This window comes from Sphingomonas adhaesiva (genome assembly GCF_002374855.1).
In the GTDB taxonomy this organism is placed as follows: domain Bacteria; phylum Pseudomonadota; class Alphaproteobacteria; order Sphingomonadales; family Sphingomonadaceae; genus Sphingomonas; species Sphingomonas adhaesiva.
Genome location: NZ_NWVC01000013.1, coordinates 1 through 19,936, shown reverse-complemented (window position 1 = coordinate 19,936; position 19,936 = coordinate 1). Strand labels below are relative to the sequence as shown.

Below are 19,936 nucleotides of genomic sequence, written 5' to 3'. Positions count from 1 at the left end.
GGGTTCCCCGCCGGCCGCGGCGCGTCCCCGCCGACGCGCCGTCAGGCGATGGACGAGGACGGCAGCTGGTCCGACAGCGCGGCCGTGTGGCGCACGTGGGCGCGCATCGCCTCCTCCGCGCGTTCGGGCTCGCCCGCGACGATCGCCTCGAGGATGGCGATGTGCTCGTCGCGCGAGGAGCGCCACACCGCCGGGGAGACGATCCGGAAGAACACCAAGCGCATGTCGGGCAGGTCCAGCAGTCCGAGCACCCGGCCGAGCGTGACCGCGTCGGCGGCCTCGACGATGGACCGGTGCAGCCTCTCGTTCGCCTGTATCAGGACCTGCGGGTTCTGGTCCGTGTCGCGTTCGCGCTCCTCGCGGAGGAGTTCGTGCATCACGTCGGACGGGCCACGCGTCGCCACGTTGGCGGCCGCCCGCCTCGCCGCGAGTCCCTCCAGGAGCTCGCGCACCTCGAAGATCTCGAGCAGCATCGCTCTCGAGGCGCGCGAGACCACGGCGCCCTTGTTGCGCTCGAGGGTGACGAGGCCATCGACGGAGAGGAGACGCAGCGCCTCGCGGACCGGGCCGCGGCCCAGCTGGAGCAGCCGCGCAAGATCGCCCTCCACGAGGCGGTGGCCCGGGGCGAACTCGCCGTTCCGCACCCCCTCCCTGATGAGGTCGGCGGCGCGCTGCGCGAGAGATTGATCCGATCGGGCCCCCAAGTCTTCTCCTTCCCAACTATCCCGCCGGGTTCCGGCCGGCTCGATCTCGGGTTATCAGGGGTTTGGGCGGTTGTTAACAAGATTGTTCGACCTTCCGGGTCTCGCGGCAACGGCTCGGCGCCGGGGCCGGCGCGGCTTCGAGCCGGCATCGGTGGGCTGCCCTCGCTGGAGCGCGTCGGGGCGGTGCGGAGGCGCCGCGCGTCGCGCCGACCACATGCCGCGTCGTTCGGACGGCCGCGCGTTCGCCCTCCGTGCTGTCGGAGGCGGTGCCCGCGCGCTGAGCGCACAACGCTTGTGCCGGCCCCATCGGGCCGGGGATCGGATCAGACGGCCGCGGGCACCGCCTGCTTCAGCGGCCGCGAGGAGTCGGCGAGGACCTCGCGGGGAATGTCGTCGCGCAGGATCAGCGCCTTGCCCTGAGCGAAGTCCTTGACCGTGTTGACGCAGTCCAGGGCGACGATGCGACCCTCCTTCAGGTAGACGAGGGAGAAGCGGCGCGATGCGACTTCGCCCCGCACCACCACCTCGTCGTGGCCGGTGGAGAGCCCCACTGTCTGGAGGCGCAGGTCGTACTGGAACGACCAGAACCAGGGGACGGCGTCATAGGGTTTCGGCGAGCCGGTGAGGGCGTGGGCGACCACTGCGGCCTGGTCGTTGGCGTTCTGCACAGACTCGAGCCGGACGCGCGCGCCGCCGGCGTAGCGGTTTACGTGCGCGGCGCAGTCACCGATCGCGAAGACGCCCGGAAGGTCGGTACGGCAGTGTTCGTCCACGTCTACCCCGTTGTCGCCGCCCGCGCCCGCGTCCCTCAGGGGCCGGACCGCTGGGACGATGCCGATGCCGACGATCACCATCTCGCAGGGCAGCAACTCGCCGCCGTGGAGCCGAACGCCCGCGGCCCGGCCGCCCGACCCCTCGATGCACTCCACGGCGGTGTCGAGCCGCACCTCCACCCCGTGCGCCCGGTGCTCCGCCTCGTAGAAGCGGGACAGGATCTCGCCGGCGACGCGCGCCAGCACCCTCGGCAGCGCCTCGACCACCGTGACGCGCTTGCCCGCCTTCGCGAGCGCGGCGGCCGCCTCGAGGCCGATGTAGCCTCCGCCGATGACCACGACGCGGTCGACGGAGGCGAGCTCCGCGCGCATGCGGTCCACGTCCTCGCGGGTGCGGACCGAGTGGACGCCGGCGAGCGCGTGCCCCGCGCAGGTCAGGCGACGCGGCGCCCCGCCGGCGGCCCAGACGAGGTGCCGGTAGCCGACCGTCGCGCCGTCGCCCAGCGTCACGCGCCGCGCGTCAGCCTCCACCGCGACGGCGCGCCGTCCGGTATGGAGGTCGATCCCCGCCTGGGCCCAGAAGGCAGGCGGGCGGATGAGGATGTCGTCGGCGCTCCTGTCGCCGGAGAGGTATTCCTTCGAGAGCGGAGGGCGCTCGTACGGCGGGGCCGCCTCCTCGCACACGATCGCGACCGAGCCCTCGTATCCGCGCTGTCGGAGCGCCACCGCGGTCTGCGCGCCGGCGTGGCCGCCACCGACGATCAGCACGTCGTAGTCCTGCATGACTCTGGTCCTCTTCCTTTAGCCGGACCGGCCACGCTCCGCGCCCCGTGGGTCGCGGAGCTCAGTCCTCCGGCGCTACCGTGACGGTCAGGCCCGCCATCTCCTGCGTGACCGTGATCTGGCAGGACAGGCGCGAGCGGGCCGTGCGGTTCTCCGATTCCGCCAGCAGCTCGCGCTCCTCCTCGCCCATCGGCGGGAGCCGCCCGGCGGCCTCTCCGCCCACTTGGACGTGGCAGGTCGCGCACGAGCAGCAGCCGTTGCAGATGGCCCTCAGCTCGAGGAACCCCGCGGCGCGGATCTCCTCCATCAGGGATGTGCCGACGCCGGCCTCGACGACGCGACCGTCGCCCGAGCGGCCAATCACGAGCATCGGCACCAGCGACAGCGTCCCGGCGCCGCCCGCGACGGCCACATCGGCCTCGTCTTCGCTCGTGGCGATCACGGCGCGCGGCTCGGGGTGCTCAGGTCGAGCGCGACGTCCACGATCATGTCCTCCTGGCCGCCGACCATCCGCCGGCGTCCGAGCTCGACGAGGATGGCCCGCGTGTCCAGGCCGTGCTCCTGCGCCGCCTTCTCGGCGTGGCGGAGGAAGGACGAGTAGACCCCCGCGTAGCCGAGCGTCAGCGTCTCGCGGTCCACGCGCACCGCGCGGTCCTGGAGCGGGCGCACGAGGTCCTCGGCGGCGTCCATCAGCGCGAAGAGGTCGCAGCCGTGCCGCCAGCCGAGGCGGTCCGCGGCGGCGATGAAGACCTCGAGCGGCGCGTTGCCCGCCCCTGCGCCCATGCCCGCGAGGCTGGCGTCCACGCGGACCGCCCCGTTCTGGACCGCGACGATCGAGTTGGCCACGCCGAGGCTGAGGTTGTGGTGGGCGTGGATGCCGCGCTGGGTGTGCGGCTGGAGCACGCGGTCGTACGCCTGCAGCCGCGCCGCGACGTCGTCCATCGTCATTGCCCCGCCCGAATCGGTGACGTACACGCAGTGAGCGCCGTAGCTCTCCATCAGCAGCGCCTGCTCCGCGAGGGACTCGGGAGCGCTCATGTGACTCATCATGAGGAACCCGGACACGTCCATGCCGAGGCCGCGGGCGTACTCGATGTGCTGCCGGGCGACGTCGGCCTCGGTGCAGTGGGTGGCGACCCGCACGGACCTGACGCCGAGCTCGTAGGCGCGGCGAAGGTCGTGGACGGTCCCGATGCCGGGGATCAGCAGCGTGGTTAGGCGCGCGCGCGTCAGCACCTCGGCCACGGCGGCGATCCAGTCCCAGTCGGTGTGTGCGCCGAAGCCGTAGTTGAAGGACGAGCCGGACAGGCCGTCGCCGTGCGCGATCTCGATGGCGTCGACGCCGGCGGCGTCGAGCGCGCGGGCTATCGTGCGCACATGGTCGAGCCCGTACTGGTGGCGCACGGCGTGCATCCCGTCACGCAGGGTCACGTCCTGGACGTAGAGGACGGCGGACGTCGGGTCGAGGCTCATCGGGCGGTCTCCGCGTCGGGGGCCGCGCCCGCGGCGACGGCGCGGCGCGCCGCGATCCTCTCGGCCGTCCTGAGTGCCGCCGACGTCATGATGTCGAGGTTGCCTGCGTAGGCGGGAAGGTAGTGCGCCGCGCCCTCGACCTCGAGGAACACGCTCGTCCTGAGCCCGGTGAACTCGGAACCGAGCTCCGGGATCCGAAGCGGGCGGTTGGCGCCGATCCGCTCGAATTGGACGGGTTGCTTGAGCCGGTAGCCCGGCACGTAGGTCTGCACCTCGGCGACCATGGCGTCGATCGAGGCCGCGATCGCCTCCTGGTCGGCGTCGCCGGTGAGGCAGTAGACGGTGTCGCGCATGATGAGCGGCGGCTCGGCGGGGTTGAGGACGATGATCGCCTTGCCGCGGGCCGCGCCGCCGACTTCCTCGATCGCACGGCTGGTGGTCTCGGTGAACTCGTCGATGTTGGCCCGCGTGCCCGGCCCAGCGGACCTCGACGCGATCGAGGCGACGATCTCGCCGTACAGCACCGGCGTGACCCGGCTCACCGCCGCGACGATCGGGATCGTCGCCTGACCGCCGCACGTGACCATGTTGACGTTCGGCCTGTCGAGGTTCGCGTCGCCGTTGACCGGCGGGACCGTGTACGGGCCGAGCGCGGCGGGGGTGAGGTCGACGGCGACCTTCCCGTGCGCTGCGAGCGCGGCGGCGTGGGTCGCGTGCGCCGAGGCGGACGTGGCGTCGAAGACGATGTCGATCCCGGCGAACTCTGGCATCGCCACCAGCCCGTCGATGCCCTCGGCCGTGGTGGGCACGCCCAGGCTCTCCGCCCGCCTGAGACCGTCGGAGGCGGGATCGATGCCGACGAGGGCGCCCATCTCGAGCGACTCGGAGAGTCGCATGATCTTGATCATGAGGTCGGTGCCGATGTTGCCCGATCCGATGATCGCGACCTTCGTCCGCTGCATCACTGTTCCTTCCCGTAGTCGAATCGGACGGTGCCGAGGCCCTCGATGGCGGCGGAAACGGCCATGCCGGGCCTGAGCGCGACCATGGGACCTAGTGCCCCGGTCAGGACCACGTCGCCCGCGCGGAGCGGCTCGCCCCGGGTGGCCAGCGTCCGGGCGAGCCAGGCCGCAGCGTTGAGGGGATGGCCGAGGCAGGCGGCGCCGGTGCCGGAGGAGGCGACCTCGCCATCGACGCGCATGTCCATGCGGCACCTTGCGAGGTCCAGGTCCCCGAGGCGGTGGCGCTCGCGCCCGAGCACGAAGAAGGCCGAGGAACCGTTGTCGGCGACCGTGTCGGCGAAGGTGATCCGCCACTCGGCGATCCGGCTGTCGACGATCTCCAGCGCCGCGACCACGTGACCGACGGCCGCGGCGACGTCGTCCGGCGAAGCGTCGGGCTTATCGATGCCGCGCGAGAGCAAGAGGGCCACTTCCGCCTCGACCTTGGGCTGGATCGTGCGGGCCGCCGGCAGGGTCGACCCGTCGGTCAACTGCATGTCGTCGAAGAGCACGCCGAAGTCGGGGCGGTCGACGCCGAGCTGCCGCTGGACGGCTTCGGACGTCAGGCCGATCTTCCGGCCGACCACGCGGCGGCCCTCGGCGGTCCAGAAGCGCGTGTTGATGGCCTGGACCGCGTAGGCGGCGTCGACGTCCTGCGGATCCAGCGCGTCGCGCAGGGGTGGGACGGGGCCGTTCGCGTAGGCCTCCCGGAGTCGCGCCGCCAGCTTGTCATGTCCACATCGCATAGAACGCCTCTCCGACCTTGCGGCCGCCAGCGGGCGGTGAGCCAGGCCATATACCATCCCTAATAGATCGTTTACAATAATGCTAGCAATATTCGACCCGGGCTATCGCGGGTACTGCTGGAGGGTGGAACTCCAGGCCGGGACCGGTCCCACGGCGGCGGCAGGCGACAGTTGGGTGCCTGCCGGAAGTCTCAAGCGGCGATCCGTCCGAGGCCCGCCGCACGTCCGATCCCGGCGGGATGGCGATCAGCCGCCGGGGCGGCTCGCTTCCAGAGCAGGCGCCGGCGCGGCTGCCGCGCCGGCCTTCCGCTTCGCCGGGGGTGGAGCGTCCTCGGCCGTGGTGACGAGGAGCAGTGAATCTTCGACCGCGGTCTCGACGTGCGGGTGCCCCGGCTCGAGGAAGTAGACCTCCCCGGCGTGGCACGTGAACGGATCGGCGCCGTCCTGCACGACCTCCACCGCGCCGCTCACGACTATCACCTGCACCCATTCGCGGTGTTTGTGCTTCTTGAACTGGTCCCCACGGGCCATCTTGAAGAACGACGACAGGATGCCGTGTTCCCCGAACGACACTACCGCGCCGCTGAGCACCGCGCCGTAGACGTTCATGTCCTGTCAGGTCAGGGGCGCAGGGCGGTCGAGTCCGGTGCGGGGCCTGCGACCGTGAGCGATGTTCCCAGCATAGGTCGGCTACGCATTGCCTGGTGCGTCCTGGGTGAGGCTTTCCAGGTCGGTTCGCCGCGGGGGCTAGTTGCCCCGCTTCTTCGGGCGGGGTTTGGGCGTCGGCAGTTCGGCCGCCGTGACGCGCAGCAGGTCGCTCAGCCAGTCCGCGTCGTCCCACTGGTCGGCCTCGATCAGCAGGTGTGGTCTGGCGCCGGAATAGGGGGGGCGCCTCCGACACCGGCTCGGAATGGGCGCGACCCGACGCCGTCGGCTTCAGGTAGAGCTGATCGTCGCAGACCGACCCGACCATCTTGCCGTCGACATAGACGCTGTACTCGCCGAACATCGGCTTCGTCGACACAGTGCCCGCGTCGGCAGCCTGTTCGGTCATATGATCGATCGTGCGCTGCTGGGGGGCCATGCCTGCGAGCCTAGCAGGACGGCGCCGCCTTGACCGACAAGGCCACCGTTCGAGCCCTCGGCCGTGATCTTCGACGGGCGGCGAACGGCAGAGGGAGGGTGAGGGTCTTCGTCGTCACCGGCGCGCCACGCGCCAGTTGACGGGGAGCGGCATGCGCGTTTTGCACCGGCCAAATCCAGCCCCCGCGACCACCGCCGCAGAACCAGGAGTTCTGTCGCGGTCGAACACCACTCCCGCAACCACTGCCGCAGAACTCGGGGTTCTGCGGCGGTCGAATAAGGTCCCCGCAACCACCTTTGTAGAACTCGATACGCCGCCCTCACGGGCGGCGTCGTCGTTTGTGGCGAAGGCGACAAGGTCCGCAATCTTCGCAACCACTTCCGCCTCGGCCGAGCCGTTACCGGCGGGATAGATCGTCACACTCTCGATAAGTCGCGACAGAATGTCGGCGGCTTCGCCGCGAACCTTCTCCTCGTTCAGCGTCTCCGTCAGATTCCGCGCCTTCCGCTCGAACAGATGGGTCAACTCGGCGGGCATGGGCAGGGTGATGGTCTCGATCTTCGGCTCCAGCTGGACCTGCGCTTCGAGCCGCTGTTTCTCGGCCTCGCGCTCGACCAGCAGCTTGGTCAGCGTCTCGCTGATCACGCCGGCGAGCATGTTCGCGCCGAGGTTGGCGATCTCGGCCTTCACAACGGCCAATCGATCGCTCAGCGTCTCGTCACGGCGCTCGGCTTGACGGGTGAGGCGGTCGATCTCCTGCGCGAACTCCTCGGCGAAGATGCGAGCATGGTCGGGCGTGAAAAGGTGATGCTGAAACACCGCCAGCGTCCCATGCTCGACCGGCGCCTTGCGCACGGATACGGTGTTGCTGCAGGTACCGCGCTCCTTCTGGCCGGCGCAGCGATAATAGTCCTTCCCGCTGATCGTGAAGTTCGACCCGCACACGCTGCAGCGGATGAGACCGGATAGAAGGTGCTTCTTGCGCTTCTGTCCCACGGGCGACCCGCCGAGATTGGGATTCTTGCGTTGTTCGATTTGTGCATGGACGACGTCCCAAACGCCGTCACTCACAATGCGCAGGTCCGGAACGGCCACCTCGATCCATTCGGATTGATCGCGGAGGCGATAGCGGCGTTCGCGGGCCTCGCTGTCCGGATTACGCCGCCACTGGCGACGCCCCCCCAGACAAGGCGACCGACATAGAGCGGGTTGTTGAGGATGCCGACCGCCTTCTTCGGGTCACCGCGGATCGTCGAGGCGTTCCACTGTCCGCCCCGCGGGCCGGGAATACCGTCCTCGTTGAGGCCCTTGGCGATCTGGATGGACGACTGTCCGGCCGCGAACTCGGTGTAGATCCGGCGGACGATGTCGGCTTGTGGCGCGTCGATCTCCAGCAGCCCGCGAATGGGTTCGCCGCGTGCGTCGAGCCTGATGACGCGCTTGAACCCATAGGCGCGACCGCCGGCGAAGCGGCCAGCGAGGACCGCCGCTTCCATGCCCCGTACGGTCTTGTCGATGAGGTGCTTGAGGAAGATTGCGCCGAGCAGGCCTGCGACCGCAAACTTGATCTCGTCGACATGGCCTTCGCTGACCGTGTGCAACGCAATGCGGTGGTAGGCCAGCTTCTTGCCCAGCCACGCGACGTCCTCGGCATCGCGGGCAAGACGGTCGAGCGCCTCGCACACGACGATGTCGACCCGGCCATCCTCGACATCGCGCAGGAGGTTCTTCAGCCCCGCACGGTCGCGGCGATAGCCCGACTGCTCCGGATCGAGATAGGTCGCGATGACCTTGCCATCGAGATAGTCGACCAGTCTCATGCACGACGCTGCCTGATCCGCGCTGGAGGTCGCGGTCTGCATCGACGTCGAATGTCGACCATAGATGGCGATGCGAGGGGTGGTCTTCATGAGCATGGATCAGGGTCCTGGGCGTCGATAGAAGGAAGTTCCGCCTTGGCCTCGGCTCGGCAATGCTCCCTGGCCGCCTGGCGGGCGAGCAACCGGACGAGCTCCGCAAGCGCTCGGACGAAGCGTTCGTCACAGGGCGCATCGTCGGCGGAAAGGCGGGGCGTGTCGTCCACGCCGATGCTGATGGCGTGGTCTCACGTGCGCCAGCGATAGAAGTGCCGTGCGATTGATGCCCCAATTGCAACCGGCGTGTGGCCGCTTGCATAGGCTGTTACGATCCGCGCGGCCCGCGGCATCGTTGGCAAGGTTCGGGAAGGGGCATCGATGACCGCAGAAGGCTCGCCGCGCGCCATCGCCGAACAGCTTCTGGCGTCGATCGATCGCACTTCGTGGCAAATGACGGGGACCGAGACAGCCTTCGCAATTACGCTGGCTGCCACGAACATCGCCTTCGACGCCAAATCCGTCGAACCCGGTCGGGCCTTCGAACGGCTCGCTTTCGCCGTGGAGGCACGGATCGCGTTCGAGCGGGCGTCTGCGATGCTGGCAGCGGTCCCGTCGAAGGGGCCGCTGCCGCTCTGGCTGGTCAGCGGCTCGGATGTCCTTGCGCACTGGCTCGCCTGGTCGGGCTCGAGCCGGGCTTTGGCCAGGGTGCTGACCCTCGACGATGCTCTCGGTCACGCGCCGTTTTCCGCTGATCTCACTCGGCGTGCACGCCGCGAACTGAAGCAGGGTGGGGCGAGGATCCGGGTCCGTCAGGGAATAGCCGTCGCCCAAGAGATCGAGCTGGCCGAACAGCCGCACACCACGGCGTTTCTCGGCGAGACGGCGCTCATTCGGATCGATGCCGCCACCTTGCCGGAGACATTGCTCGCCGCTCTCGAGCCGAAGCCTCTGGCCAACGCTCACCGGCCTCTCGGCGAGGTCATCGACCATCCGTTCGTCCGGGCAGCCGACCTTCGATATAGCGCGGTCCGGAATGAGGGCGGGGCTATCGTCTTCGACGTCGCCAGTCATCAAACGCCCCTCGCGCCTGTACCGAGGGAGGCCTGGTCCGTCCTGCCCTTTGACGCCGATCCGGTCTTTCCGTGGCGGCCAACGGCGCGTGAGATCCGTGCGCATGATCGTTTGGTGCGGGCCGGGCGCCGGTCGACAGAACGCCTGGGCTTCGGCACAGCGGAGCGCAGCGCCTAGGCGCGGTCAGCGTTGAGGATGATGTTGCCGTCGGTCGAATACACGGCGTGATATTCGGCCTCCGTATCGCTATAGAACCCGCGCAGCTGCTTGTACTGAATGACCGCCAGCGTCGCCGCGAGCATGTTGAGGTCGGCAACCTGGATGTTGCTGCGGTAGAGTGCATCATCGACATCGCCGCGCAGCGGAATGCGATCGCCTGCGTGGACGTGGTCGCGCATCGCAGGCGTGCTGGTGGTGACGCGGATCAGGCCCATCAGCCGGTCGTCGACCAGACTGAGCCCGAGGCCGCAATCGATATAGGGCAGACCCAGCGCCTCGAGCGTGGGCACGATGAACGCGCGTGCTGCGACATTGTCGACGCATACGAACACGAAGTCGGTGTCGTCGAGCAGGGACATCGTCTCGGGCGTCAGGTGCACCGGATAGGCCTCGATCCCGCGATGCATCCGTCCATAAATCTTGGCAAAATAGGCCACCTTGGTGTGGCCGGCGGCAATGTCCTCCATCGACATCGCGCCGGGCCAGCGAAACGCATTGTGCTGCTCGGCCGTGTCGCCGTCGATCAGCAGGATCCGGTCGGCCGGGGTCTTGCTGATGAGATCAAGGACGACTGACCCCGTGCCCCCCAGCCCGATGATCGCGATGGTACCACCGGCAAGCCTTCGCGAAACCGCCTCGATCCCCGCTCGAGACGAAGCCGTGTCGGGATAGACGAACGGACTGGCAGCGTCCTTTATCGCGGCGGTGACGCGCTCAGCTGGCATAGGTGGCGTTCACGTTGACAAGAAGACCATCGGCCAGCGGGATGGCATCGCCAGGCGCCAGCAGGCCCGAGAGGCTCTGGTCGACGGGGTGGCGGTAAGAGATGGTAGCGCCCGCGAGCGGCGTCTGGCCCTCGCGGTCGGGGAAGACGATGCGGAGCAACTGCCGATAGGTGACGGTCCGCCCGCGGAGCGACGTCCAGCGGCCGTTGACCGAAATCGTCGTCCGACCCACGATGGCGGCAGGGCGCGGCGTCGAGCGCTCCGCTTCTCCCACGAGGTAGAGCGCACGGCGACGCGGCGGCGGAGCAGTTGTAGCCGGTACGCTGGGCTGATCGGTAATGGTCGGTACCATTCGGGTTCTCCAGTTAGAAAGGGAGGGCGTCGAAAGGTCGCGGGACCGCCCGCTGTCGGCCGCGCAAGGCCTGGACCATGTCGACGTACAGCTCGCGGGCCGATCTGAAGTGCTTCCGCGGAAACGCATCGCGGATCTGCTGCCACGAACAGATCCCGCCGGCCGGATCGATGCCGAGGTCGCCCATCGCCTCGAGGCAAATCGACAGTGCCAGGACATGATCGATGCCGGCAGGCGGGTGGCCGAGGGCGATCCTGATCGCATCGGGCGCGATCCAATCGGGTACCGTCCGATACTCGTCCTGTTGCAGGATCCACGTGACCTCGCCGAGATCGATATCGATGCCCAACCGGTCCTCGCGCCAGCGGCGGCAGCGTTCGGGATCGATCATGACAGCGAGGCCCTGAAGCACGTCGTCGCCAACCCGGTCTGCCCCGACGACCGTCACGATCGGATTGGCGCAGCGTGCCGCCGCCATCGCGATCGTGACCGGGGACGCCCCAAGCGCCTCGCTGATCTCACCCGACGCCGCGATACTGGCCGCGATGACGGGATCGGTGAGATTGACTACCGCATGGGACATACCGCCGATGCGCGCCAGCCAGCGTGCCGCATGCGTGCGACCGGCGCCGTTCGATCCGCCCAGGATGAGCGTTCCGCCGCAGAACCAGGGGCGCTCGGCGGCAAGCATCATGGCACAACGGGTGCGGACCCACGCGAGGAAATCGGGCTGATGCTCGTGCATCACGAGGAAGGGAATGCCGTCCGCCCCCAGCCGGTCGCCGCCGAGCAATGCGAACGGTTCGCCCAACTCCATCGGCAGCGGATCGTCACCCACGCCATGCCCGACGATCATCGCCGGCGTTGCCGTCTGGAAAGATGGGAGCATCGTCATCAGTCGCCTCGCCACATCCGCAGGGGCCGCACGCCGCCCGCGCCCCGGCCTTCCTTCTTCACGCGGCGTTCGGTTGCGAACATCTCGTCGAGCAGCAGCCGCGTCAGCGCCTCGCTGCCATGCTCCGCTGCGTGATCGAGAAACTCCAGGAAGCGGTCCTTCTGCCACCGCATCCAGTCGCAGAGCCGGTCGCGTTCGATGGACCGGTCGTAGGTGATCGACCAGTCAGCTTCCTCACTGCTCAAGCGCTCGAGTGCGAGCACATGGCGGCCGTGCTTGCCCGGGTAGCGTTGGAGGTGAACGATCAGTCGCTTCCGAGCCGTCTCGCGTGCCCTTTCAGCAGACCGAAGCTGTTCGGCAACCGCCGCTGCGATGAACGTCTCGGCCAACTCGTCCATGACGCCGGCACCGAACGCCATCGTCAGGCGACCGAGAAAGACCGGATCAGCCTCCTCTTCGGCGATGCCGGCCAACATGACGTCACGATCCGCCCGGCTCTCGAACCGCCGTGTCCAGATCACGGCAGGTGCGGCCCGGCTGCCAAGCGGCTGGACGGCCAGTTCAAGCGTCTTCCCTCCCCGAGCGGAGCGGAATTGAAAGGCGGCGTGCGCCTCGCTGTCTGCAACAACCAATCTCATGGCTAACTCTATACACAATCGTGTACTCAAATGGCAATCCCAGTTCTTGCCGTTTGGCCGAGCGCGGGGGATGGAGCCTGAATGACCATAGCTCGTCCTGCCGCCCCGCTCCTCGCGCTGCGCTTTTCCCAGGCCATCCCCGTCATCATGGCCGCCTGTCAGATCGAGCCGTCGGCGCGAACGGCTTTCAACGCGCGGATCCGCCAGCTACAGCGCCTTATCGCATCGCACGTCGACGATGACCGCCCGTCGGGCCCGCTCGCCTACGGCCTCGTCGAACTGGCGCAGCTTGCGACGGCCATCCGGTTGATGGCGGCCTTCATGGTCCCGACGCTGGCCGCCCGCTATGTGATCGAGCGGTGGGAGATACTGGGTCCGGCGCTTCTCGCCGGGGCCGGGCCCGCACTCCCTGTCGATTACACCGCGCGCCGCACGATCGGGGACGCGACGATTCTCGTGATCGCAGGCAACGCTCTCGCCGATTTGGGACAGCAGGGTCGACACGACGAACGCTACGCAGGCGCGCTCGGCGATGTGGAGGTCGTCGCTCCCGCTGAATTACCGGGCGTCAGCAAGATACTCGGCGGTACCTGCCTCATCCTGGACGCCACGGCCTACATGCCGGGAATCGTCCAGGGATTTGCCAAGGCTGTTTCGGCGACCGGTCCTGAACTCGCGCACGAGCTCGACCGGTTACGCTTTACACGCTGATCGGTTGAGGCGGATGCGCTCGTCGTAAAGACCAACGATTTCGGCTTTCGAGAGGCTTGGGATGCCAGCGGTGTCTCGGGCGACGGCCTGGAAATCGAGCATCGACATCACGTCCCATACGTCGCCCTTGATGAAATAAAACGAGTCGTCTTCTCCCCTCGGGTTTTTGTAGAGGCGCCCCGCATTCACGCCGATGCGCCGGATCGCGAAATTTGCGTCGGCCCGGTCTACGAATGTGAAGTCCCGGTGTGTCCGTTCGGTCCACCGCAGAGCGCGCAGTCGATCTGACCGGATCCAGATCTGGAAAACGGCCGGGACGGTGCGCTTCTCCGATCTGAACAGGAAGGCATCGCCGGGGACGTCCACCTCCCGGAACAGATGGAAATTGCGATCGAGGACGTTCTGGATCGAGGCCTTCCTGAACGTCCGCGGCAGGATCATCGCGATCACGAGCGACTGGCTGGCGGCATGATTGAAGAACGCCTTGGCGAGATTGCTGTTCTGGCCGAACGGCGGATTGCCGATCATCATGATCGGCAGGTCGCTTTGAACCGTGATCTCGAGGAAATCCGCTGCCTCGATACCGGGATGCTTCGGCTCTATATCGAACGCGAGCCTGTCCAAGGGCAGAAACGGCAGGAAGGCGCCATCGCCGGCGCTCGGTTCGACCGTCTGAAAGTGGTCCAGGTTGAAATGTTCGCGGAAGATTTGCGCCATCAGGCCCGCGATCGTGGGCCGGGTATAGAATTGCGAAAGTCGCAGATCGCGAGGACGTTTGTCCGGGACTGCGCTCTGCAGTCCCGCCGACAGACGGGCCCAACTGGACGCCGGTCTTGCCGGCGTTCGTCGCACGATCACGGTCGACGCGGATCCCGCCGGCGCGGCGCGATCTCTCGCGGGGCGGAGCTGTGCTGCCAGGAGCGCCGCCGCAACAATCGCGTCCGGGCCCACTCGCGGGCGCGCTCGGTTCTGCGCCTGCGCGGTGACCAAAGATGTTATCGGCATGCCGCATCCCTTTCCATCATGCCCTTAAGGCTCATCCGCCCGCGGCGAGCCTGCAACTCCATCATCGGCAACGCGCGAGCCGCCGCATGCCAGAGCGGGACGAGATGGAGCCTCAGCGCGGTGCTACCAGGATAGGTCAGGATCGTCGCGTCCACGATCCTCGTCGATTTCGTACCCAGAAAATGATCGGTGCCGATCAGATCGATCAACCTGCGACCAGGCAGGACGGTGAGGATCGTGTCGGGCACCGTGCGATCCCATAGCGTCAGCCGCACGTCGGGCTTGTCCAGATCCGGGCCAGCATGGATCGGCTCCTCGACGTAGCTGAACCGGTCAGTGTGATACGTCAGCATGATCCGGCCAGAGCCTGTGCTCATGAAGTCACCCCGACCGCCATGGCTTCTGGATTTGCGGACGACCGGGGGGCTCTGGTACGAGGGCACGAAGAGGTAGAGACATTCACCTCCGCTGCGCATGCGGAAGCCCGCAAGGAATTCGCGAACGCTGATGTCGGCCATCTGCAGGAAACGCAGGCTCGTTGCCGAGAGGAGCGGCGCCCGCGCCATCATGCGGGCGGCCGCCCGGTTCATGCCTCGTCCCCGACTTTGCGCGACCGGACGCCAGCGCCGTCCTCGGTCTCCTCCTCGATCAGCCGTTCGCGTGTATCGCAGACGAGCACCGGATCCTCGTCGGACACCCATGCGATCACGTTCTTCGCCGTACAGAAACAGCGCAAGGATTTGCGCGTCAGATACCAGTCCATGGCAGGGCAGGCCGCGCAGGCCGGCACGGGATTAGGATAGACATCATGCGGAACCTGGGCCAGCGCTGCGCTGTCCTTGCGCCCGACAAGCCGGTTTGCCGGCCCGAACCAGAGCTCGACATCCTCAATGGGGAGGACGGGGCGGTTGTCCAGAGTGCGATCCATCGTCAGCCATCCTTCTCGAAGAAGGTCTTGATCGTCTCGACCAGCTTTTCGTGGACGAGCCGCGCATATTCGAGCCGGTAGCTCGGATGCGCTTCGGCCATCGGCTTCAGCTTGACCGTGAAGTCGCCGCGATGCCCTGGCTGGATGGTCGCGATGATGCGATCATGGCGGTTGCGGACCTCGACCGTCTCGATCCGTACCTTGCCCGCGGCGGCAGCTTTCAGTTCGCTGGCGACGCGCGGTGCGGCATAGCCCATGCCGGTGATCAGGGATGCCCGGGCAAGCAGAGCCGAGCGCGTGTCCTCATTCTCGATGAGCGGCGCGAGATCGACCCATTGCGAGAGGCTGATCTCGCGCCGGTCGGTGAAGGCCGCCAGGATCGCCTCGGGCGCGTTGCGGAAGGCGAGACCCCGGCTCATCGTCGATTTGTCTACGCCGACCAGCCGCGCAAGCGCCGCATCGGAGGGGACGATGTTCTGGTCGAGCAGCCTCGACCAGCCGTCGGCCAGGTCCCAGAGGCTTGGCGTCTGAGCTTCGCGGTCATCCCGGTAGGCGATCTTGATCGCCTCGTCGCGCGGCAGGTCGGGATGGATGCGGACTCGCACCTGGAGGCCGGCCAGAAGGCAGGCAGCGGTCCGGCGCGATCCCGCGAGGATCTCGATCGCGCCGTCCTCTGCATATTCGCCGTGCGCGTCGTTGATCTGGCCGACCGCCCTTATCTCATCGGCAAGGCGCGCGATCGCTGCCGGCGCATGCGGTGTATCGACGCGCGGGTTGAGAGGCGAAATCCGCACGGTCGCGGGATCGACCATCACGACACGCGTGGTCTTCGGGGTTGCGGCGGCAAGCGGGAGCTGTTCGGTCATGATGTCCTCGGGTGTTGTCGATTGCCACCCTTTGCAGCCGTTCGTTTTTCGCCAGCGACGGAAGTCCAGCGCTTCTTACCGTTTTGCCTGACATGCGCCTGATCGCCGGTGATGCCGGCAAGCCCCGTCCAGAGGGGGACGAGGATCTGCTGACGAACGGCAGGCGCCACGGGCATGCCGAACAGCCGAGGCATGGCAGCGACGACGGCCTGTACCTGCAGTGCGATCGCTCCGGCGTGTTCGGCGTCCGTCTGCGCAAGCGGCGCCGACATCTGCGCGCCATTGGCGATCCACGCGTGGCGCTCAGCATCGATGGCAGGCCGAAACCAGAGACAAGGCGCGAAGGTTTGCGCCACGGGTGTCAGGCCGGGGAGGGGACCGAGGCCGCGCAGCACAGAAACTAGCGGGCGGTCATCAGATACGGCTTTGCCTTTTTCACGCGGCCAGATGCGCGCCTGGTCGATCCGGCGTTTAAGCGGTTGGATGGCGCGCGCACGGTCCTTCAGCAGGCGGGCCGCGCGCTTGCGGACGGCGCCGCCGTCCTTGCTCCGGCAGCCGACGTGACCTCCGTGGCGATCGTCAAAGTAGGCAAGCTCGTGATCGCGTGGGGCTGGGCGCACCGACATAAAAATGCGCCAGGCGTCGTCCCTGCCATCGGTCGGCGTGTCGAGCGACTTCAGCATCGACCGAAGCATTTCCCGGTTGGCGATGCCGGCTGGGGGGACCGAGGCCGGCGTGCTGTCGATCTTCAGGTTGCTGCGGCGGGCGTCGGCAAGCCTGATGAACAGGCCGACGCCGGGATCGCGGGCTTCGCCAGGAAACGCCTCGATCAGAACTGCACTCAGGATGTCCGATTGGGTCAACCCCATGTAAACGGCCAGATCCCGATGATAGCCTGTCTGCGTGTAGATGGGCTTTGCCAGCTCGATCGTGGCAACGCTGGCTATTATCGCCGGATCGTCCATTGCCCTGACGAAATCATGGTCGAGATGGCCGCGGGCGAGCGTCGGGAGCGGATGGGCCGGGTCGAACCGGCTGCCGGTCAGCCATGCCTGCACCATATGATGCGAAAGAGCGCTCGATGCGAGCATCAGGCCGACCCGGGTCCGGTTTCGCAAGGCGTGGCGTAAGGCCGTTGGATCCGAAATCTCCCGCTGGCCACGGCGCGCATCCAGCCGCGGTCCACCGATGCTGTCGAATGTCCGGCGCTTCAGCTCGAGCGCTATCTCGTGGGCGCGCGCCACCTCGAACACGGCGGCAACCGCCCCGAGAGGCCCGCCGAACGTCAGCGGAAAGGCGCCGCTCGGGGCTGCCATCCACGGCAGTGCCTCGAACAGCCGGTCGAGCCGGCGGGTCACGATGAGCTTTACGATGAGGTCGGTCCGCACCTCGGCCAGCCGGTCCCGCCGGGCCTGGGGGTACGGTATGAGCAGACGGCTCAGGTCCCCTGTCAGCAGGCCGGCCCATTGCGATGGGAGGACGGCGAAACCAGGATCGGTTGCGATCCGCTCGACGCGCATCGCGATCGCCTCGAGCTCGGCGGCAAAGCCAGACAGCGTTGGTGCCTCGGGTCGGCCCCGGATCGGAAGCGTCTCGGCGATCCGGATCAATCGCGGGCCGATTTCTTCGTCGACGACGGTGAACAGGGCGATCGTCTCGACGATGTCGCGGGCATGACCCAGGACCGATGCGATCTTCTTTCGCCGAGCGTCGTCACGCGTCGTCGGCCGTGCGGCATCTTCAAGCGCGCCCAGACAGGATCGCAGTCGCTGGCGGATCGCCGCGTAAGCGTCGCGCGCATTCCTGCGATAGTCTGTCGGGGTCGGCGTTTGCTTCGCGGTCGCGACCAGCCGCTCGAAGATTTGAACCATGTCGAGCGTCGCGCGGACCGCAATGAGCGCGCCGGTCTGGATCAGCGACGCGCTGGCGTTCCGATCATGCCGATGCACGCACCAGGCGGCGCGCACGGCTGCCGCCGCCTGGCGCTCGGCGATGCTGAGATGCGCCATCGGGCCGCCCGCCCGCATCCGTTCTAGCCATTCGGCCAGCCAGCCGATTTCCCAACCGGCGACCTTCCAGAACGCGGCGGGCGCGTAGCGCACCCCGCTGATGTCAAAGAGCCAGCGCCGGATGTCGTCTGCGGATCGCGGCTGCATGATGTGCCGCATCGACGCGCCGCTCCCGATCGCTTTGGCGGCACGGTCGGACATGTAGGGGATGAGCGCAGGCAGGCGCGTTCCGACCAGCGCAGCACAGGACCATCGCCAGGATGCCACCCCGAGCTCGCGATGCGGCAGGGCCGCCAGGGCGACCGACACGCCACGCGGAATGCGCGCCACCTGATCGGGCGAGGCCGTTCCGTCGGCGAGAATGACGTCGGGGAGGATGATGTGCGCGCGGTGAAGGAGGCACAGGATCTGCGCCCGCGTGTCGCCGTCGAGCAGAGGATCGGGGATCATGCCTCATCTCCCCCGTTGAAGCGCAGATTGGCATTCTGATTGGCCAGCCAGTCGGCGGCATGTCCCCGCATCCGCTCGGCCGGGACAGCAATGTCCTTCTGCCGGGCAGTCGTGATCGCGAGATGGCCCTGACGTGACAGCGCGGGCTTCAGACGCCAACGGCGTCCGGGGTGGCGCCGCTGATGGTCGGCGAAGCGGTCGCAATCGGCCCGATAGCGAGCTTCGGCATCGCGATAGTACGCGGCCGCCCCGATCGCGGCGAGCGGCTCGCCACCCGATCCGATTGCCGTCAGCAGCACGGCGCCGAACCGTTGGTCGGCCTGACCGACGGCTGCCCGTTCGAGCAATCGACGAAGCGTAGGTTGTGCCAAGACATAGAGGCCGCGATGGCCATCGATGTGCGCCGCGGTCAGCCCGAACGCCTTGGCCGCCTGACCCAAGCCCAGCTTCGGCCGCTTCAACCAGAACGGATCAACGCGGCCGCGCTTTAACAGACCGAGATCGTGGAGAACGCGCTCACCTGAGACCTCGAGCATGGGGTCCGACGTACAGACGATCAGCAGCCGATCGAGGAGATCGGCGCCATCAACCGGCGTCGACGCCTCGAGGCGGGTCAATGCGTCGCTCCAGTCGAGGCTATGGAAGCCCAGTACCGGCAAGATCTGTTCTGTGCCGAAACCCCGCTCGGCCAGCATCCCGCCGTGCATATAAGCGGCGCGATTGGGATGATGCTCGAGCGCCGACTGTTGGGCGTCAAAGTCAGCCATCCCGGTTTCCGCATCTCGTCGTATCGATCGCGCGTCAGCAAGGGCAGCTTTGAGCGGTGCACTAAGCGCTTCATCGCTGGGGTCGTTGAGGTCGTTCGTCATCTGTCTGTCTCCTTCGAGACATGTCGACCACGAAAGATTGTAGGACAGCGACGGAAGTCGCGGCGCGCGCAGCCACACCCGCGGCTGAGATCGATACGGTGGAACGGGTTTCGTCATGGGGCGTGATCCAGTCTGCGCTGAACCAGGCCAGCCCCGAGCTTATGGTTTCGAGGCCTCCTGCTGCAAAGCTGTTTTTTCGGGCACTCAGGCCTGGCACGGCATCGATAGCGCGAGCGGCACTTCCATGGCTGCCGGACAGCCGGTCGGTCGATGATGCCGATCATGACCAGCTTTCGCCCAATCCGATCGATCGTAGAAGGCCGCGATGAGCGTCTCGGTGTCCTGTTCGAGCAATACAGTGCTCAGGGACGGGTCGTCAGCAGCGAAGGTAGAAAGAGGGGTCAGTTTTCATTTGTGGGTGGGGGGGCGCATTAAATGAAATCGCCTGTCGCGATTTCGGGCGGCTCGGCCGACCGGACCCCACCCCCACCCCCTGTCGAGTTCTTTGTCGTCCTGCCCGACGGCAGTTGCATCCCATCAACGCCGGATGCCTGCCGGATCGTCATGAAGCAGGCGCGTAGCGAGACGCGCAAACAGGCGCGCCTGAAGCGGCTCGAGAAGGCCGCAGAACTGCAATGTGCGATGGAGGACTGTGGATCGGCGTGGAAAAGGGACCCCGGTAGCGGGGTGATCGGCGTCGAAAAAGGACCCCTCATCCCGGTGGTCTAGGCTGCTCGCTTGGCGGTGTGTCAGGCGGCGAGATCGGGATGCTGGTATT

22 protein-coding genes are annotated in these 19,936 nt (G+C 67.4%); 3 read left to right on the top strand and 19 right to left on the bottom strand.

What is annotated here, in order from left to right:
• Positions 1–41: 41 nt before the first annotated feature.
• The 9 genes from COA07_RS16430 to COA07_RS16385 form a co-directional block, all read right to left on the bottom strand.
• Positions 42–704, bottom strand: a complete 663-nt coding sequence (locus COA07_RS16430) for a GntR family transcriptional regulator (RefSeq protein WP_011607924.1) — start codon at positions 702–704, stop codon at positions 42–44.
• A 323-nt stretch (positions 705–1,027) separates the two neighbouring features.
• Complete coding sequence (locus COA07_RS16425; RefSeq protein WP_096641341.1) at positions 1,028–2,260, bottom strand: NAD(P)/FAD-dependent oxidoreductase; 1,233 nt, start codon at positions 2,258–2,260, stop codon at positions 1,028–1,030.
• Positions 2,261–2,321: 61 nt separating this feature from the next.
• Positions 2,322–2,702, bottom strand: coding sequence for a 2Fe-2S iron-sulfur cluster-binding protein (locus COA07_RS16420; protein ID WP_307718174.1), 381 nt, complete (start codon positions 2,700–2,702; stop codon positions 2,322–2,324).
• Positions 2,699–3,733, bottom strand: a complete 1,035-nt coding sequence (gene dmpG, locus COA07_RS16415; protein ID WP_066712501.1) for a 4-hydroxy-2-oxovalerate aldolase — start codon at positions 3,731–3,733, stop codon at positions 2,699–2,701. The genes COA07_RS16420 and dmpG overlap by 4 nt, the downstream gene beginning before the upstream one ends.
• Positions 3,730–4,695: an acetaldehyde dehydrogenase (acetylating) gene (locus COA07_RS16410; protein ID WP_066712504.1), complete on the bottom strand. Its 966-nt coding sequence runs from the start codon at positions 4,693–4,695 to the stop codon at positions 3,730–3,732. Before COA07_RS16410 ends, dmpG begins: the two co-directional genes overlap by 4 nt.
• On the bottom strand, positions 4,695–5,480 hold the full coding sequence (locus tag COA07_RS16405; protein WP_066712506.1) for a 2-keto-4-pentenoate hydratase: 786 nt from the start codon (positions 5,478–5,480) through the stop codon (positions 4,695–4,697). The genes COA07_RS16410 and COA07_RS16405 overlap by 1 nt, the downstream gene beginning before the upstream one ends.
• A gap of 246 nt (positions 5,481–5,726) precedes the next feature.
• Positions 5,727–6,089: a cupin domain-containing protein gene (locus tag COA07_RS16400; RefSeq protein WP_083956983.1), complete on the bottom strand. Its 363-nt coding sequence runs from the start codon at positions 6,087–6,089 to the stop codon at positions 5,727–5,729.
• 589 nt (positions 6,090–6,678) lie between these two features.
• A complete protein-coding gene (locus tag COA07_RS16390) occupies positions 6,679–7,659 on the bottom strand; it encodes a recombinase zinc ribbon domain-containing protein (protein WP_169924243.1) in 981 nt (326 codons plus the stop codon).
• Complete coding sequence (locus tag COA07_RS16385) at positions 7,632–8,480, bottom strand: recombinase family protein (RefSeq protein ID WP_083956835.1); 849 nt, start codon at positions 8,478–8,480, stop codon at positions 7,632–7,634. Before COA07_RS16385 ends, COA07_RS16390 begins: the two co-directional genes overlap by 28 nt.
• 318 nt (positions 8,481–8,798) lie before the next feature.
• On the opposite strand from COA07_RS16385, the gene COA07_RS16380 reads away from it, so the two are divergent.
• Positions 8,799–9,668, top strand: coding sequence for a hypothetical protein (locus COA07_RS16380; protein ID WP_066710338.1), 870 nt, complete (start codon positions 8,799–8,801; stop codon positions 9,666–9,668).
• Here COA07_RS16380 and COA07_RS16375 read toward each other — a convergent pair.
• The 4 genes from COA07_RS16375 to COA07_RS16360 are packed head-to-tail and all read right to left on the bottom strand — an operon-like array spanning position 9,665 to position 12,320.
• Positions 9,665–10,435 carry a ThiF family adenylyltransferase gene (locus COA07_RS16375; protein WP_066710335.1) on the bottom strand — a complete coding sequence of 257 codons (771 nt, stop codon included), beginning with the start codon at positions 10,433–10,435 and terminating at the stop codon, positions 9,665–9,667. The two genes, COA07_RS16380 and COA07_RS16375, sit on opposite strands and share 4 nt — an antisense overlap.
• Complete coding sequence (locus COA07_RS16370; protein ID WP_096641339.1) at positions 10,425–10,787, bottom strand: hypothetical protein; 363 nt, start codon at positions 10,785–10,787, stop codon at positions 10,425–10,427. The genes COA07_RS16375 and COA07_RS16370 overlap by 11 nt, the downstream gene beginning before the upstream one ends.
• Positions 10,788–10,800: 13 nt before the next feature.
• Entirely contained in the window at positions 10,801–11,682 is an 882-nt protein-coding gene (locus COA07_RS16365) for a hypothetical protein (RefSeq protein WP_141396562.1), read from the bottom strand.
• A complete protein-coding gene (locus COA07_RS16360) occupies positions 11,682–12,320 on the bottom strand; it encodes a hypothetical protein (RefSeq protein ID WP_066710327.1) in 639 nt (212 codons plus the stop codon). Before COA07_RS16360 ends, COA07_RS16365 begins: the two co-directional genes overlap by 1 nt.
• An 81-nt stretch (positions 12,321–12,401) precedes the next feature.
• On the opposite strand from COA07_RS16360, the gene COA07_RS16355 reads away from it, so the two are divergent.
• Positions 12,402–13,031: a hypothetical protein gene (locus COA07_RS16355; RefSeq protein ID WP_066710324.1), complete on the top strand. Its 630-nt coding sequence runs from the start codon at positions 12,402–12,404 to the stop codon at positions 13,029–13,031.
• Here COA07_RS16355 and COA07_RS16350 read toward each other — a convergent pair.
• Genes COA07_RS16350 through COA07_RS16325 form a run of 6 tightly spaced genes read right to left on the bottom strand, consistent with a single transcriptional unit; the run spans position 13,014 to position 19,158 of the window.
• Positions 13,014–14,036 (bottom strand): SAM-dependent methyltransferase, encoded by a 1,023-nt coding sequence (locus COA07_RS16350; RefSeq protein ID WP_245842211.1) that lies wholly within the window; start codon positions 14,034–14,036, stop codon positions 13,014–13,016. The genes COA07_RS16355 and COA07_RS16350 overlap by 18 nt on opposite strands.
• Positions 14,027–14,626: a hypothetical protein gene (locus COA07_RS16345; RefSeq protein ID WP_141396561.1), complete on the bottom strand. Its 600-nt coding sequence runs from the start codon at positions 14,624–14,626 to the stop codon at positions 14,027–14,029. Before COA07_RS16345 ends, COA07_RS16350 begins: the two co-directional genes overlap by 10 nt.
• Positions 14,623–14,964, bottom strand: coding sequence for a hypothetical protein (locus tag COA07_RS16340; RefSeq protein WP_066710320.1), 342 nt, complete (start codon positions 14,962–14,964; stop codon positions 14,623–14,625). The genes COA07_RS16345 and COA07_RS16340 overlap by 4 nt, the downstream gene beginning before the upstream one ends.
• Positions 14,965–14,966: 2 nt before the next feature.
• The gene (locus COA07_RS16335; RefSeq protein WP_066710319.1) at positions 14,967–15,830 is read right to left on the bottom strand and encodes a ParB/RepB/Spo0J family partition protein; all 864 of its coding nucleotides are present in this window, start codon (positions 15,828–15,830) and stop codon (positions 14,967–14,969) included.
• Positions 15,827–18,289, bottom strand: coding sequence for a hypothetical protein (locus tag COA07_RS16330; RefSeq protein ID WP_066710317.1), 2,463 nt, complete (start codon positions 18,287–18,289; stop codon positions 15,827–15,829). The genes COA07_RS16335 and COA07_RS16330 overlap by 4 nt, the downstream gene beginning before the upstream one ends.
• Entirely contained in the window at positions 18,286–19,158 is an 873-nt protein-coding gene (locus COA07_RS16325) for a hypothetical protein (RefSeq protein WP_141396560.1), read from the bottom strand. Before COA07_RS16325 ends, COA07_RS16330 begins: the two co-directional genes overlap by 4 nt.
• A gap of 435 nt (positions 19,159–19,593) precedes the next feature.
• Here COA07_RS16325 and COA07_RS18075 point away from each other — a divergent pair, with 435 nt between their 5' ends.
• A complete protein-coding gene (locus COA07_RS18075) occupies positions 19,594–19,887 on the top strand; it encodes a hypothetical protein (protein ID WP_141396559.1) in 294 nt (97 codons plus the stop codon).
• The last annotated feature ends 49 nt before the right edge of the window (positions 19,888–19,936 follow it).

Bases quoted from the DNA above. Each gene is read 5' to 3' on its own strand.
- COA07_RS16425 (WP_096641341.1), bottom strand. From the start codon at position 2,260: ATGCAGGACTACGACGTGCTGATCGTCGGTGGCGGCCACGCCGGCGCG.
- dmpG (WP_066712501.1), bottom strand. From the start codon at position 3,733: ATGAGCCTCGACCCGACGTCCGCCGTCCTCTACGTCCAGGACGTGACC.
- COA07_RS16410 (WP_066712504.1), bottom strand. From the start codon at position 4,695: ATGCAGCGGACGAAGGTCGCGATCATCGGATCGGGCAACATCGGCACC.
- COA07_RS16405 (WP_066712506.1), bottom strand. From the start codon at position 5,480: ATGCGATGTGGACATGACAAGCTGGCGGCGCGACTCCGGGAGGCCTAC.
- COA07_RS16400 (WP_083956983.1), bottom strand. From the start codon at position 6,089: ATGAACGTCTACGGCGCGGTGCTCAGCGGCGCGGTAGTGTCGTTCGGG.
- COA07_RS16385 (WP_083956835.1), bottom strand. From the start codon at position 8,480: ATGCTCATGAAGACCACCCCTCGCATCGCCATCTATGGTCGACATTCG.
- COA07_RS16380 (WP_066710338.1), top strand. From the start codon at position 8,799: ATGACCGCAGAAGGCTCGCCGCGCGCCATCGCCGAACAGCTTCTGGCG.
- COA07_RS16375 (WP_066710335.1), bottom strand. From the start codon at position 10,435: ATGCCAGCTGAGCGCGTCACCGCCGCGATAAAGGACGCTGCCAGTCCG.
- COA07_RS16370 (WP_096641339.1), bottom strand. From the start codon at position 10,787: ATGGTACCGACCATTACCGATCAGCCCAGCGTACCGGCTACAACTGCT.
- COA07_RS16365 (WP_141396562.1), bottom strand. From the start codon at position 11,682: ATGACGATGCTCCCATCTTTCCAGACGGCAACGCCGGCGATGATCGTC.
- COA07_RS16360 (WP_066710327.1), bottom strand. From the start codon at position 12,320: ATGAGATTGGTTGTTGCAGACAGCGAGGCGCACGCCGCCTTTCAATTC.
- COA07_RS16355 (WP_066710324.1), top strand. From the start codon at position 12,402: ATGACCATAGCTCGTCCTGCCGCCCCGCTCCTCGCGCTGCGCTTTTCC.
- COA07_RS16350 (WP_245842211.1), bottom strand. From the start codon at position 14,036: ATGCCGATAACATCTTTGGTCACCGCGCAGGCGCAGAACCGAGCGCGC.
- COA07_RS16345 (WP_141396561.1), bottom strand. From the start codon at position 14,626: ATGAACCGGGCGGCCGCCCGCATGATGGCGCGGGCGCCGCTCCTCTCG.
- COA07_RS16340 (WP_066710320.1), bottom strand. From the start codon at position 14,964: ATGGATCGCACTCTGGACAACCGCCCCGTCCTCCCCATTGAGGATGTC.
- COA07_RS16335 (WP_066710319.1), bottom strand. From the start codon at position 15,830: ATGACCGAACAGCTCCCGCTTGCCGCCGCAACCCCGAAGACCACGCGT.
- COA07_RS16330 (WP_066710317.1), bottom strand. From the start codon at position 18,289: ATGATCCCCGATCCTCTGCTCGACGGCGACACGCGGGCGCAGATCCTG.
- COA07_RS16325 (WP_141396560.1), bottom strand. From the start codon at position 19,158: ATGACGAACGACCTCAACGACCCCAGCGATGAAGCGCTTAGTGCACCG.
- COA07_RS18075 (WP_141396559.1), top strand. From the start codon at position 19,594: ATGAAATCGCCTGTCGCGATTTCGGGCGGCTCGGCCGACCGGACCCCA.